This window comes from Kribbella rubisoli (assembly GCF_004217145.1).
GTDB classification, from domain to species: domain Bacteria; phylum Actinomycetota; class Actinomycetes; order Propionibacteriales; family Kribbellaceae; genus Kribbella; species Kribbella rubisoli.
Map to the genome: position 1 here is coordinate 1 of NZ_SHKR01000016.1, position 15,085 is coordinate 15,085.

General features: G+C 64.4%; 5 protein-coding genes. All 5 read right to left on the reverse strand.

The window, feature by feature from the left end; translation table 11 throughout:
* Window positions 1–1,233 precede the first annotated feature (1,233 nt).
* The 5 genes from EV645_RS32650 to EV645_RS32670 all read right to left on the reverse strand — a co-directional run bounded on the left by EV645_RS32650 (window position 1,234) and on the right by EV645_RS32670 (window position 15,003).
* The gene (locus EV645_RS32650; RefSeq protein WP_130447936.1) at window positions 1,234–4,989 is read right to left on the reverse strand and encodes a YobI family P-loop NTPase; all 3,756 of its coding nucleotides are present in this window, start codon (window positions 4,987–4,989) and stop codon (window positions 1,234–1,236) included.
* Between the two features lie 288 nt (window positions 4,990–5,277).
* Window positions 5,278–6,150, reverse strand: coding sequence for a hypothetical protein (locus EV645_RS32655; RefSeq protein WP_130447937.1), 873 nt, complete (start codon window positions 6,148–6,150; stop codon window positions 5,278–5,280).
* 33 nt (window positions 6,151–6,183) lie between these two features.
* Window positions 6,184–6,990 carry a hypothetical protein gene (locus EV645_RS32660; RefSeq protein WP_206751460.1) on the reverse strand — a complete coding sequence of 269 codons (807 nt, stop codon included), beginning with the start codon at window positions 6,988–6,990 and terminating at the stop codon, window positions 6,184–6,186.
* A gap of 938 nt (window positions 6,991–7,928) precedes the next feature.
* The gene (locus tag EV645_RS32665; RefSeq protein ID WP_130447939.1) at window positions 7,929–11,375 is read right to left on the reverse strand and encodes a hypothetical protein; all 3,447 of its coding nucleotides are present in this window, start codon (window positions 11,373–11,375) and stop codon (window positions 7,929–7,931) included.
* Between the two features lie 22 nt (window positions 11,376–11,397).
* Complete coding sequence (locus EV645_RS32670) at window positions 11,398–15,003, reverse strand: hypothetical protein (RefSeq protein WP_130447940.1); 3,606 nt, start codon at window positions 15,001–15,003, stop codon at window positions 11,398–11,400.
* Between the last annotated feature and the right edge of the window lie 82 nt (window positions 15,004–15,085).

The window sequence follows — 15,085 nt, forward strand, 5'->3', positions numbered from 1 at the left end:
CGGATCCCCACACCGACCGACGACCAACCATGACAACCAGCAGGGGGTCCACTTTCAACCGCCGCAAAGGGGTCCGTTTTCAACCGTCGTTGACATCCCGGTGGTACGGACTTCCATAGCGATACGCCAGACTGGCCTCCACACGGAGGTCGGGTCAGGATTGCAGCTGTCGCCGGTTCCGAAGGCAATGGTTCGCTGCCCTGATCGGTTGACGCACCCTGCTCGGTAGCAGCCGCCTCTGGCGGCGCCTGACCTGCTGAGGGCAGACAGTAGACCGCCGCTGTGGCAGGTCCAAAGTAGGTAGTGACGATCCGGTGTTGATCCCGCAGATGTTCGGAGAGCCGTTCGCCGTCCCAGACCTCGAATCGAATGTGCGCGGCACGGAGTCGAGCAGCGGCGATTTCGACCGCCTCGGCGAGCTCAGTCCGCTTCACGGATGCCCTCGTGGCATAAACAAAGTGGTCACTGCGGTCCGCCCACGGACCCACGAGGAATTCATCCACTGCGCTGGTGAGCGCCGCTGGGTTGACTACCTCGACGTTCCGACACTGCACAGTCACGTACCTGGGATGTGCGTCGCCTGACGACGCCAACCGCCCATATAGATCGATCCCATGCTGCTTTTGACCAGACACGCCGTACTGCCGTGCCTCCTCAACCTTGTATCTGGTGTGGGCGACAGCCAGAACAAGGCGTTCGAAGTCGTCTGGTTGGAGTTGCTCAAATGGGAGACGTGCCGGCGCTGTCACAGAGATCGGCTGGGGTATCGCGGTCGGCGGCTCTTCGAGCCAGGCCAGGAGCTCGATGCTCTGACTAGGGTCCTCAATCACCATGACATCCTGCGCGATGGCACGACGCTGAGTCGAACGGGCCTGCACCGACGCCTACACCGTTGGTATGACAGACAGCGGGCACCAGGAGGGCCGGCGTGAGGATGCCTGCTACGCCCCGCGGTCCGTCGTCGATGACTTATCGCGAGATCATGGGCCCTGATCGGCTGATACAGCTGGCCATGCCGAGGCCGGACGGTCGAGGACGAAGTCTTCATCGCCACGGGCGCCGCGTTGTTCCCAGGTTCTGTCGCCGGCGCCGGCGCGGAACTCCGGCTCACTCGAAGTTCAGGGTCTGTCGCAAGCGGCGCGCGTCGAACGTGACGGAGGGGCGGTGTCGGACTCCTGAGCTCGGCTCCGTATGACGAGGCGTGGGCAGTTGCGCCCCGAACCTCGGCGCCACCTAGTGGACCGTGACCTCGATGCGTGCCGACTTCCTCAGCGATTTGGCGTACACCCGAGACGTGATGCGACCTTCGGCTTGGATGCGCTTGAGAATTACCTCATGAGGATCGTCCCGGAGGAAGGTGAGTTTTTCGCCCGCTGTAGTTAGGCGGCTGTAGGGATCGGGGAGCTGGACAAGCGCGTCGAGCACCTGGTCGATGGTGAGGTCTGTCTGGAAGTGGTTCAGAAGCCTGACAATGAGGTCGCTATCTCCGGTGCCGTGGGCGATGGTGGTGACTTGTGCCGCGCTGAGGCTGAAGTTGGTGTCAACAGCGCTGCGTCCTGCTGCTGTCAGAGTGGCGTCGTTGTCGGCGGGAACAAATTCGTCGAATCGGCTGAGAATGATGTGCTTGAGCTCAGCGGTGATGTCATCACAGACGAGGAGGAGCGCCGTCATCGCTGGGCTGAGGAGTTCAGGAGTGACGAACTCGGCGAACTTGGTGGACTGGATGATGCCGTAGCTCAGGGTTTCCCAGTCGGCTGTGTCGAAGTGGGCGAAGGTGGCCGCTTCGTCCCTGCAGATGTGTTCGCGGAGGAGATGCCCGAGGAGCTGGCCTTGCTCTGAGGGGACCTTGCCGACTGGGAACCAGGAGCCGAGGTTGAGCGAGCCGACGATTCGGGCTCGAACGCTCGCACTGGGAATGCTCTGCTGCGCCTGTATGACGGCCGCAGCTACGCGGCCCTTTGAAACTTCGACCTCGTCAGCTTCCTTCGAGATGCCGTCGTCCGAACTCTCGGTGCCGGCTAGCGCTGCGCCGTCGTCGACTTGAGGCACGACGATGTGGCCAGCTGTTGTGAGGAGGCTCGCGAGGTCTCTGTCGACCTCGCCGAGGTGTTTGATGTGGGCGTCGACATTCCCGAGCATCGGTGGGAATCGCTGGCAGTGGGCCAGAGCCTCCCATGTGGTGTCGGGCACCGTGTAGAGGTCCTCGACGGCACCGTCGGGGTGCGCGAGTTGGATGATGGCGACGGACTGTGCCTTGGGGAGGTCTGCGAGGTTGGTGACGATGTCAGAGAAGGCTGATGGTTCTTCGATGGTCCATCGAGGCCCCGTCGTGTCGGGCGAGGCGGTGTCGGTCTTGATGGCTTCGAGATACTCGTCAGGATGGTCGAGAACGTCTTCGAATACGGCTGGGTCGATGCTGCGGATTCGGTCGAGGCTCAATGTTTCGGGGTCACCGAGTGCGGTGCGGAGGTTGGCGGCGGTGATCGCGTAGCAGTCCTGCTCGACCACCAGTCGCACCGCGAGAGTGCAGAGTGCGGTCAGGTCGTCGAACAGGACTGCCGCGCGCCCCATCGTGGTGACCGCGTTTCGCACGAGGGCTGGGTCGGGGTCCACTCCTGAGGCCGACGCAGAGTCCTCGCCCGCCTGCGGTTGGGCGATCGTGCAGAACTCCTTGTAATTGGCCTGTAGGAACGTGCGTACGGTGTCGTCGAGGTCGTACGTCACGTCGTCGCTGGAGTGAGCGAGGGCCGCGTCGACCAACTCAATGCGGCGGGCATGGGCGAGTCCCACCGTCTCGATGACCTGGGTGAGGATTGCTGGCCACCGTTCCGCGAGGTAGGCGGCCGCTTTTGCCGCCTGAGTGCCCTCGGACAGGTAGGCGTCGAGGAACGCTTGTTCGGTGTTCCCGACGTGACGCACCAGCGAGTCCAGCACGACACGGGCGCCTGCCTCGGAGTGTTCGAGGAGGTAGTCCAGGATGTTGATGTTGTAGGCGCTGGGGTCTGAAAGAAACGAGCCGTTCGTCTCCTTCAGGACCGCAGCAATCTCGCTCGGATTCTTGAACTGGTAGTTGATGTCGGTGCGGTTCGTGTCGACGTTCTGCACGATGTAGTTCAGGGCGTTCGGCGGGACGCGGTCGCCGTAGTACTGCGCGACATACAGGGTGTAGTACCGGTCGATGAATCCGTCGTTCACGAGGGCTCTGCCAAGCTCGGACTTGATGTGCTTGGCTACCAGACCACGGAACGAGTGCAGTTGGGTGTCGACGGTGAGGGTGATGTTGGGGCGCTTCGCGAGGTCTGTGAAGTCGGCCGTGCGGAGGAAATCGAGGTCGGCCTTTAGTCGACCTTCCTCGCGGTTGAGCTGAGGTTGGGTGTCCTTCTCCCAGTCGTCGAGTTTGACGCCAGCGCCCAGGACGAGTTGCACCTCGTCCATCGTCAGGCTGACGACCTCGATGCGGTTGTAGTTGGGGTTCTGCACTCGCCCTGTAACACCGGTATTGGTGTCGAGCACCTCGAGCCAGAAGTTCGGTTTCGTGGCATCGTCGACTGAGTACTGGTTGTTGCCGATTGTGTAGCCGATGTGGGTGCCTCTGTAGGCGCTTTCAGTGGACTTGGCGAAGAACCAGTTGAGCCGCTCGCCCCAGTTCTGTGCCTTCGACCTGAGGGCCTCCTTTAGCGCGGCTCCGCTGGTGACCTTTGCGAGCCTTGCCCGTCGGGTGGTGATCGCCTCGGTCACCATGTCCCGACTCAGTTGATAGACGGTGTCGAGGTCGCCGCGGCCGAGAAGCATGAGCTCGAAATCTTCGAGGTGGATGTTCTTGTAGACGACCATAGCGAACAGTTGGTTAGCGGTGAGTGTGTCCATGCCTTGCTTTTCGATAATGAGGCGCTTGGCAAAGATCGAGTACTCGTTCCGGATGTTCGTCAGGAGCCGCATGTCAGGCAGATATCGGGCTGCTAGGTCGACGAGCTCGTCGCTGACCTGCGGAACAGGAGTTAGCCCGTCATCTTTGATGATCCTCGACAGCAGTTCTCGCGACGTGCGGTGGGTGATGAATGGGACGATCGGTATGACCAGGTCGAAGAACTTCGTGCGGTTCGCGCGCACGGACTCCGCCTGTGCCGCATCGTTCTCCAATTCCTTGGTATCGTGACCGAGTTTCTCGAAGATGCTGTCGCGGAGCGCGTAGACGAACCGGATGGTGCGCCTCTTTCGCCCGAATGCGCGCCGGGTGGTCTGTTTGCTGCCGTTCAAGAGGGTGTTGAGCTCGCGCAGCGCCTCAAAGATGCCGGGTTCGTCGAAGCGGTCGAGGTCCTCGAAAATTACCACGTCGATGTGGCGCATCGATTCGAAGAAGTACACGATCTCGTCCAGATACTGGTTGAAGTAGCTTTCAGACTTTTTCGCCAACGTGATGGACGCGCCGCCGGCAGAGACCTCGGAGACGACGAAGCGATTGTGCACGACAATGCGAATCCAGGCGAGTGCTGCGATCACGATGGCGAGAGCGATCGTGGCCGCGGCGACGCGCACCGCCTTCGGCACGTCGCCGCGGGACAAGCCGGGGATGTCAGGGAAGCTGCCGAACAGCCACAGCAGGAGACCCACTGTGGCTAAGGCGACAGCTGCCTCGGTGAACGCACGCCAAGCGGGAAGGCGGTCGATTCGTTGGTATCGAGATTGAGGAAGTCGGGCGGGCTTCTCCCGGTGAAGTAGTTGCTTGACGAGTTCCTTCTCGATTTGGTTCGTGCGCGAGTCGTCTACGGAGTCTGGGCCCAGCGTTGAAAGCGAGAGAAACAGCACCCGCTTCTGGTTCTGGCGCGCGAACTCAGCGAGGACGCTCGACTTGCCAGCGCCGTAGCGGCCTGTCAGCGCGATGTTGCAGACGCCCGGCTCGTCGAGCGCTGCACTCAGGTGGTCGACATAGCCCTGATGTTGGTTGGGTTTGAACACGGGAGTGAGGGCCGCTAGAGCGGGCTTCGACATGGAGCCTGACAGTGGCTTTCCTTCGGCCCATTCGGCAGTCCGGGCAGCGATCTTGCCGATGATGAGTCGCGGATGCCACGAGTCCCGGCTGTGCATGTCTGCTACCTGAAGCCCTTCGTTTCCCGTCAGATGTGTGGTCGGTGAATCATGAGGCGCGTGGCTGAGCGGCGACAGCAGTGGGAGATTTGCCCGACTCGCTAACGGGCTCGGGAGCTCCCATCATGACCTACTGTGCATCGTCTTACTGGACAAACTCCTTGCATGTTGCCGGACTCGTGCGAGGTCTGATCAGGGCGTCCGGTGCTTCGTAAGCGTGCGCCGCGACGGCACGACGTGCGCGAGGGTGATCATCGCGGGGAGGCCGCCGAGGAGGGCGAAGCCGGTGATCGCAAGAACTACCCAACGAGAGGGCTCGGCCCAGTAGCCGCCGAACGGGGCCATGATCACGGTGGTGACGACGGCTCCGACGACGCTGTACCCAACGGTCGACATGATCGCGGCGGTGACCGTCGCTCGTCCGGGCGCGGTCCGCTTCCGCTTGACGGCCCATGAGCCGTATAGCAGGCCGGCCAGGAGCACTAGATACGCCGCGGCGCCGCCGTATAGCAGGGCCACTTTTGAAGTGTGCAGGCCGTAGTACGCGTAGTCGACGCCGGTGAGGACCACGAAACTGGCGATTGCCGCCGCAGTGGCGTACATCATGACTTCGGCGAAGATTCCCAGCCGCCGGACTTCGTCGTCCAGGTCTCGTTGCTCTACCTCGGCCTGGCGCCAGAACTGTGTTCGGCGAGGCGCGCTGTCGAGGGTCACGGAGGCTGCCAGGAGCCAACAGATGCCCGCCATGATCGCCATGCCCCCAACTCCTAGGATGCCGCTGGCGATGAGGCCTGACGAGCGGCTTCTGAGGCAGAGGTCCGCAGCCTCTGAGTCGCCGGAGAGCGACGCGAATAGGTAGCTGTCCATGGCAAGCGTCACGAAGGCGGCGAGGAAGAGACCGAGGGCCTGGGCCTGGCGCGCAGCGACGAGTGGACGGCTGAGCAACAAGACCACCGCGGTGAAGAGGAAGCCCGCGAGAACGCCCGCGAGCTGGCTCAACGATGGTGCCGTGGCCAGAAAGCTCCAGTCGGCCGTGGCGCACGTCATGACATTGTCAATTCTCATCCCCAGCCCTCCCCGGCACCCAGTAGCCACCGGCTACTTGCACTTGGCGAACATGCCGGAGTCGACCGGCTGCAGTGGTGGTGGGCCGCCCGGGCTCGGATCACCCAGGTTGGCCATGTAGTAGTTCGAGGCTGCGCCGCCGGCGATTTTGAAGTCGCCGTCCGCCGGGCTGATCGTCTCGGTGTGGCTTGCTCCGTTGACGTTGTACGTGATCACAAGGCTGAACTCGAAGTAGCTGTCGCAGGCGTTGACGTCGACGAAGAGCTGCGCCGGATCTTCCTGTGAGACGGTGAATGCCGAGCCGAGCGGGTTCTTGTTGACCTCGGGATCCGGCTTCTGCTCTTCTGCGTCGACGACTCCGAGGTCCTTGAGCGGACGTGGCCCGGGAGTAACCGTCTTGTTCAGATTGAGCTCGAACAGACGGAGCGGAGTGTTGCCGCAGCCACCGGCCGCGTCGGTAAGTGCCCACAGCGGGTGCGACGGATCAGCGCGGTGCACATCGGCCTTGATGTCGGTGATCGTCAAGGTGTCGGACGTGCGGCTCGACAGTACGAGTGTGATTCTGGCTTCCCGGTACGGAACTCCGACGCCGGACTCGTACAGGGTGGTCGTGGTCGGCCGCCCCTCGCGGTACCCGGACAACGAACCAGGCTGTCCGGCCGGTGCCATCGGCACGGGCGAGCAGCCGAGTTCGGGCCATTTCCGGTCGACGAACAACACTCCGCTGCCGAGCTTTTCGTCAACCTTGTCTAGGACGCCCGACAGGTAGCGGTCCCGAACCGGATCGACGAGCGCCCCGGCGACAAAGCTTGCGCTGCTCGTCAGCGCAACGAGCACCACCGCGAACCGTTTCGAACGCTTCTTTACCTTTCCCTTTCCCTTACCCGGCATTACTGCCTCTGAAGCGATTGATTACCGCCAGAACTGGGCGCATACATGCGCGCATACCTTCCCCCAAACAACGAATCGTTGCTCGCTACATCGGAACTCGCCACAAGACGTTACGAACGTTCTCCGGTTGTGATCAAGCTGTACGAACTCGCCCGGTCGGTTCAGAAAGTATGACGACACGCGGTGGGCGTGGTTGATGGCTGAAGACCTGACGGCGTCGAGTGGAGCCGACCATGAACCGCTCCAGCCACCAGGAGGTTGGCCCACGCAACGCTGCCTTCGCCCCCGTGCTCGTTACGGCAGGAGCGTCTCGTCGTCGATCCCGCATCACCAGCGAACCCGGAACCGGTAGGCGCCGTGCTGCGCATCGTCAGCAGCATCGGCGCCACTGGCGCGATCCGATCTAGCTGGCCGACCTGGTATCTCGGTGGACATGTCCGTCCGTGGACGGAGCGGTCGGCGCCTTGCCCTGGCCCAACCTCGGCGTCGTGATCATGAGATTGCCAACCGTCAGGTTGTGGCCCATCACAGTGCTACCCCGATCGGCCCCTGCGGCGCGGCCAGGAGCGGGAATCCCCGGCGCTCAGTTGGTGCGTCCAACCCAAGCAACTGACCGCGCCGACCACATCGGGAGTTCGCACGAGACGGCTCACGCAACAGATTTCGAAAGATTGCCTCAGGCAAATTCCTGCTCCGCCACAGCTCCGTGAGACACCGATAAAGCATGATCACCGCTGATCATCGATGAAGAACTAAACCGCAGGTCAGAAGGCGAATCCGCCTACCCGGACCCATCTGGCCGCGAGGCTGGAAGAGATCTACACCGTCATCGAAGGCGCGGGCGAACCAACGCCTGGTATCGCCCGAACCAGCTCCGGCACAGCCAGCTAGGGGAGCTTCCTTGCGGTTGAGAGCAGCTGATGAGTGAATGCGGACCGGGAGATGGCATCGCCGGAGGCGCGAGTCACCGGAGCGATGGCGGCGGGATCGCCTGTGCGGCTGATCGTCACGCGTGAGGGCCACTCTTGGCCGAAGCCGTCAGTCCATTGGCCGGTGAAGATGCGGGTGACCTCGCGCAGGTCCGGGGTGTCGTCGATCTGTACCTGTCGGTCGTCGAGAAGGAGCGGACGTGTGAACAGCAACTGTTGGGCCTTTACCGCGGCCCGCAGCGACTGCGGGCCCGCGAACCCTCCGATGCGCTGCGAGGACAGGACCAGGTATGCCGCATCGTTCCCGGGCGTGGACTCGGTGCCAGATCCGGCTGGGGAGTTCGGGGGAGTCGGCAGTGTCCGGGCGACCACGATGATTCCGCCCGGGAAGCCACCGACGGTGCGTGGCCGTGGACCGAGATGCTCTACTACACTCCACGATCTCGGATGCGCAGTGGGCTCGCCAGCTTCCTTCGCCTGCACCGCGTCCTGCGTATTGAGGCGCTCAGCCAGATCGGCGGCGGTCGCCAGAGCCCGACGCCACATGAACTGATAGACGGCCGATCCCACCGCAACAAGCTCGGAAACGAGGCCCTCGGCGCGATCGCAGACCGCAGCGATCTCAGGTGGCTCTTTGGCGGCCGGAAGGTCGCTCAGGGCGGCGCATAGCCGTATCCACGCGTCGGGAGCGCGAATTGCGGCCGGCACTACCCACTCGTGGAAGTACGCGGCCTCCTGAGTGAACGGTCGCGTCATCATCTCGGCGTCGATCGTCCCGAGGACCTTCCACGGGTTCAGCGGTGGCAGGAGGCCGCGGCGACCGAGTGCCCGTACCGTCGGGTCGATGTCGTCGCGGCGGTACGAGGCAGATGTCTTGCGGCCCAGTGCACGTGGTCCAGGCGTACGGTTCTCCCCGGACATGGCGCGGTTCAGCGCCGTTTGCAACGCGTCGGCGACTGCGGCCAGCGGTTGACGCTTGCCGTCGTCGAAGGTTGCGGCGAGGTCCGGCGATGTGGCCGCTTCGTGCCACTGGCCGAAGGTGCGCAGGATCTGCGCTTGCTCCCAGCCCATCAGCCCGGCCGTGGTGGTGTCAGCGACGCCGTGCTCGATTCGCGCAAGGTCGCGCAGCTTGGGAGGGAGACCGCCGAGCCCGGCAGAAGCCGCGTGCTGGATCTGGCGAGCCGGGATGTCGCGTCGCACGTTCTCGGTCGGCTTCAGTTGGTCGATACCGCGTACGAGCACCTGCGATTGCTCGCGGAGGGCAGCCAGGTCGGCTTCGAGCCGGTTCTGTACGTCCTTCCCGTACCGGCCGCGTGCCTTTCGCAGGGCGGCGATGAGGTCGTCGAGATGTGCGCGGCCGAAGGAAAGGGCTGCCTGGTTTCGCCAGGCAGTCTGGCATGCGAACCAGGATCGCCCCCAGCGGACCCACGCGTCCTCGACATCGCTTTGCTCGGCGGCGATGACCCGTGGCAGTAGGGAAGTGCCGAGAGTCACGCGGCCTGGTATCTCGCTGACGGCGATGCTGGCGGCAGCAGCCGCGAACAGCGGGGCTGGTACCAGCGGCTCGTCTCTCGCACCAGCGAGGGCTTTGGTAGCGGTGTCAGCTGCCTTGTCGGCGGCCTGATCAGCGGCGATGCGCTGCGCGTAGTCGATCAGCGGTACGAGCGCCTGGTTTGCACCGGCGATCGCAGGAAGGCTGCTGAGCCTCGGGACCTTGCCGGCCAGCTTCGATGCGACGCGTTCTTCGAGAACGTAGTCGAGGAGTGCTTCGCGGACTCGTTGCTCGCGGTCAGAGCGTTCGATAAGCGCGTCATTGGGGTCAAGAACAGCCTGATGGATCAACTCCTCGGCATCGATCTCGTTGATGTTGTCGACGACCTTGACCTTGAATTCCCACGCTTCGACGAGCGGGGCCACGATGCCCACGCCGATGGTGACCTTGATGACGTCGAAGAACAGCTTGAGGTCCCACGGGATGGGGAATCCTTCCATCGACTCTTGAGCGGCCGCGCGAACTGCCGATCCGGCGCCGTAGCCGAGGTCGTCGAGGGCGTGTGCGATCGCGTTGGGGAAGTCCCAGGCGCCGCGTTTGCCCTTCGCCGGGAGGACCTTGCCGAAGATGCGGGTACCCGGGTTGGCGAGCCCGAGCTCACCGGCTGGCCCTGGAGACCGCAGCCGTGGTTGTGGTGGGAGCGGAAGGGCATCGAGTGCCCGATTCGCAGATGGTGTCTCCAGCGGTCCTGCCGCGGCACGTTGGGCCACGATGGCCTTGGCGGTGCGCGCGAACGCAGCGCTGATCGCGTGCTGGATCTCGATGTTGCTCAACGATTTGCCGACCGAGTCCAGGACTGGTACGACGGGCTGGCCGGAGTCTCCGTACCGATAAGGTGCTTCAAGGAGGCGGAACGTCATCGGAAACCGGGAAGCAGACTCCTGGACGCGACGCGCGCGGCGGCCCTTGGCGGCGATCAGCTCCTGCATAGCGGCCTGCCCGACCGGCCGGTTCCTGCTGCCGATCGGCAGCAGTCCCAGACGTCGGTCGAACTTCATGACTTCGGCGTTGAGACGCACCAGATCGGCGAGGAGCTGGCAGAGGTCGAGGACGGCCGGGCTGTCCTGGCGCACCGAGAGCTGGTTCTTGGGCACCTTGAACAGCGCGCCAGGGTCGATGTCGGTGAAGTAGTCGTAGATCTCGGTCAGGGCCTCAGCATCGGGCGGTTCCTCGGTCGGGTTGTCGCGGGCGAAGTAGTCGTCGACGGCGCGCGACAGGGACCGTTCGGATCGGTCGAGAGCCTGGTGAGCGATCTGGCGAGCGCGGCCTTCGACGGCCAGCAGGTGCCGGTAGATATTGCTCGGGAACTCGCAGGCGACCGCGTACCAGTTCTCAAGGATGTCCGGTGTCTCAACCGGTCCTTCTGAGTCGATGAGCGCATTGGGGCTGAGGCCCTTCTTGGCGGCCTCATCGATGGTGTGATGGCGGCCTAGTTCCTGCTCGTTCGCGGCGCAAAGTTGTGTATGGGTCTGGGCAACGGCCGGCCATCCGAACCGGGCGTAGCAGTAGTGCAGATGCATCTTGAGGTCGTCGGGGTCGGCGGTGAGCCAGGTCTCGGCTCGCGTTCTGGTCTCGGGGTCGGTGAGGATGATGCGGACTGCGCCGCGATAGCCGATGGCGGTGTCCTTGCGAGCCGGCTGAGGAGGGTTGTCCCAGACAGCAGGTCCTGGTTCGAGATCGGTGAGGAGCAGAACATGCCGGAACACGTCTTCGAGGTCGTCGTTGAGCGGCAGCTGGCGAATTCCCGCAGGTTTCGTGTCCGCACCCTGGCCGCCCTTGGTTCGGGCGCTCTTGACCTTTTGGGCGGCGCGGCGGGTGTCTGCCTTCTTTGTGCCCCGGGTCGCAGTACTCACCGTGACGTCCGGACGTGGCTGGTCACGTGGGCGGCCCGGCGTGTTCGAGGCGGACGGTCAGTCGGCCACCTCCGTCGGCGCCGGTGAACTCGCCGAGCTTCGGGGGCGTCGTCGCGAGCAGCTTGTCGCGACGATCCGCCTCGGCCTCAGCCTGCCGGGCCAGCGCAGTTGCGCTCCGCGCCTCCAGCGAGTGCATTTGCTCACGATGTGGTTCGCAGGCGCTGCACTTGCCCATCGAGGTCTCCACCACCAACCCGGCCGTTGGGATGATGACCTCCTCGGGGACCATCTTGTCGGCGGCTGCCTGTGCCTCCTCGGCTGCCTCTGCGAGGGACTCCTGGGCGTCCTCGACGAACTTGGCCAGCTCGTTCTGTCCGGTCGGAGTGAGAGGGATGGCGAGTTGGTCGCCGTTGTACGCGACGACGCGCGGCTCGAAGAATCCGACGCGGAGTTCGGCGGCGTTGGCGGTCAGTAGCTTGAGCTGTTCGCCAGGTGGTAGGGCCTGGAAGAGTACGTAGTGGTAGTAGTCCTTGTGGTCATGGAGGTGGGTGAGGAGAGCAGTCTGACGTTCCTGGGCGTCGGCGACGACATCGAGGCCGTACTTCATCTCCAGTTTGTCGACCCAGTTGGCTGCGGCCTGCTCCTCGTTGGCCTTCTGCACCATCTGTTGTCCCTGCAGGAGCGCGTCGCCCTCGGACTCCTTCGCTTCGTACTTGCCTAGTGCGTCAGTCATCCGGGTCATCGCGCCGACGAGGCCGGCGTCGTTTGGGGTATACAGGCCGTTGTCGCGGCATGACCCGCTCCACCACGCCCAGTCCCAGGGTGCAGCCTGGAAGCGGTGGATGGCGCCGGCGAGCGCTAGGTCCTCCTTCTCGTTGTCCGGCAGCGATGCGAGGCGGCTGAGTTCCTGTACTCGGCCGGCGCCGAAGGCGTCGTTGAGGCGTCGGGCGTCGTCGAGGGAGGGGTCGCCAGTGATGGCGGCGATCGTGGTGAGAGCGTCGGTGACGCTGGCGCCGAGCTTGGCTGCGGCGAGGGTGGACCACAGCCAGTACTGCCCGGCAGCGATCATGTACGGCAACGGCTTGATGTGAGCGCCGATCATGATGAGCGCCGCGTCAATGGTCGTTGCCTGCAGCTTCTTCGCGGCGTCGCGTACGTCCTTGGCGGCCTTGAGGACCTGGTCCTTGTAGGGGTTCTCGGGCTTGGTGACGGGCGGCGTCGTCGTGGTGTCCTTGGCGCGTTCCTTGTCGAGCTCGGCGACTTTCTTCGACTCTGAGGCCACCCGGGCGGCCTCAAGCCAAGCGTTCTCGTAGCTGGCCAGCAGACGGGCCGCGGCGAAACCGTCGCCCAGTTCAGGGTTGAGCAGGGACTGGCGCAGCGCCGTCTCGTTGGTGCGCAGTGTCAGGTTGGTGAACGGGGTGGTGCGCAGCGGGTTGTCGATCATGACAACAACCCGGAGCCGCTCCTTCTCGAACTTGGTGGTGATCGTGTAGTGGGCGAGCTGCTCGAAGTAGTCCAGGGTCATGGTGCGGCAGTCGTTGTAGTTCACGATGCGACGGACCACATCCTCACCGGTCACGGACTCGGAGGACTCAGTGATCTTGGTGATCCGGCGAGACCGGACGCGGGCGGAGGCCCGATGCACGGTCTCGGTGAGGTGCTGTGTGCTGGCCTTCGTCACTTGCTGAAGGCCGAGCTCCTGGCTGAGGTCGAGGTTGGCGCCGACCTTGATGGAGGCAATGCCAGGGCTGTAGGAGGCCTCGAAGTCCGCGCCGAACTGGCTGTTGAACTTCTGGTTCGAGGTCATTTCACGCAGCACGTCGTCGGTGTCGCGCGTGGTGGAGGTGTAGTCCTGCTGCATCTCGGTCTCGGTCTCGGTGGACTGCTCGAGAGCCTTGGACCGGCGTTCCCAGCTGTACATGCGGATGACGCGCTCCTCGCGCGGGGCGAGCGCGATCGAGGACAGCAGGTTCCCGCGGGACAGACCGGTGAAGCGCCACTCCTGCTTCCAGGGCAGGAAGAGCGCGACCGGCAGTCCCTTGACCGGCCCGGGGATCGCCTCGCCGGACGGCTCGCTGCCAGGGGGAGTCTTCGTGGAGCCGTCGAAGATCTGGGCCTGTTTCGCCCAGAACGGGTAGTTGGCGAGCAGCAGCTTCACCTTGTCCAGCTGTGCGATCTTCCCTGGCCAGTCGATGGCCGGCGCAAAGCCGCCGTCGGGATCGGGGGTCAGGCCGATCGGACCGGCACCGTCGAGGCCATCGGCGGGGTTGGTCACTGGCCCCAGGGGGACCGGGATGCTGGTTCCCGGGCCGCCGGGAACACCAGGCGCCGGAATGCTGGGATTGGGGAGCGGGAACCCGGGCCAGGGCGCTCCGGGTCCTCCGGGTACTGCGGGTCCGCCTGGTCCGCCGGGGAGAGGCATGCCGGAAGCTGGGCCGGGGAGAGCCGCGACTAGACCGGTGCCACTGCCGACGCGGCCCGGCATGAACGCCACGGCAGTCGGAGCGGCAGTGCTGGGGGCGGCCTGGTCGGGAGCGGCGATGACTTGGAGCGTGACCTGGGTGCCGTTCAGGTCGAAGGTGGCGGACCGTGCGGTTCGCAGCTTGGTGACGATGGCGGTGTCGAGATCGACGCGCAGGGGTGTGCCGTCTACGGCGGGCAGATAGGGCGTTCGCAGGAAGGCTGAGGGGTCCTCGATGGTGAACGTCTTCGCCAGCGGCTCGGAGGTCGGCAATGGGGAGGCAGAGAGCCGGTACCGGCGCAGCGTTCCATCGCTGAGCGACGCGGTGAGAGTGAACGCTGAGCCTGAACGCAATGAACTGTCGAGGCGAGTGGTTCGGTCGAGGGTCAGGTCCTCGCCGGCACCGGGGAGGTGGACGGCGCCGGTGGCCAATGCGGTGTCGACGGCAGCTGCGTCCAGCGCGACTTCCTTTGTGACCGGACTGAGGCGGACCATAGTACGTCGCACATGGTTCTCGCCAGCTGCGTCCGCAGCATCATATTCGGCGAGCGCATCGACGGCTCGACCCTCGAGCAAGGCCACCTTGGCGGCGTCGTCGAGGATCGGGCGCAGGCGCACGGCACCGACTTCGGTGACGAGGGTCTTGTTCTCCAACATGTCGCGCAGGTTGTCGATTTGCACTGCATTGGGTGGAGCTTTGGTGACCAGAGCGAGGGGGTCATCCGCCGAGAGCGCTAGGTCGAGCGGGAGGCCGCCGACCACCTCGGCGATGCTGCCAACGGGTGGCTTGCCTGCCTTGTTCGCGCTGCTGGCGCGGGCGACCACCTCGGCGGCGGAGACCATGACAGCCTTCTTCTGCCCGGGCCCTACACCTTGCAGGTGCTCCTCCTTAGTGGTACCGACCTCGCGGTTGAGCGTCCCCTCGGGTGTGACCACAAGGGGCACCGACTCGGCGCGGCCGATGTCCTTGTCGTCGCGGGCATAAAGGATGACGAATTGGCCGAAAGAGAACTGCCGGGTGACGCCCCAGGCTTCCAGGGTCTTCCCGCAGCCGAAGTCATGGGCATGGTCAGGCGTCTCTGGGAGGGGGCTGCTGGCACTAGTCTCGCCGTCACCATTACCGCGCGCGTCGTTGCCCTCGCCGGGCGGATCCCCGTGGTCGGTCATGTCTGGGTCGTCAGGCGGGTCCGCGCGGTAACCACCCGGCTGTGTGCCGAGCTCGGTGAGTCCACTGGCGGCCGCACCACCA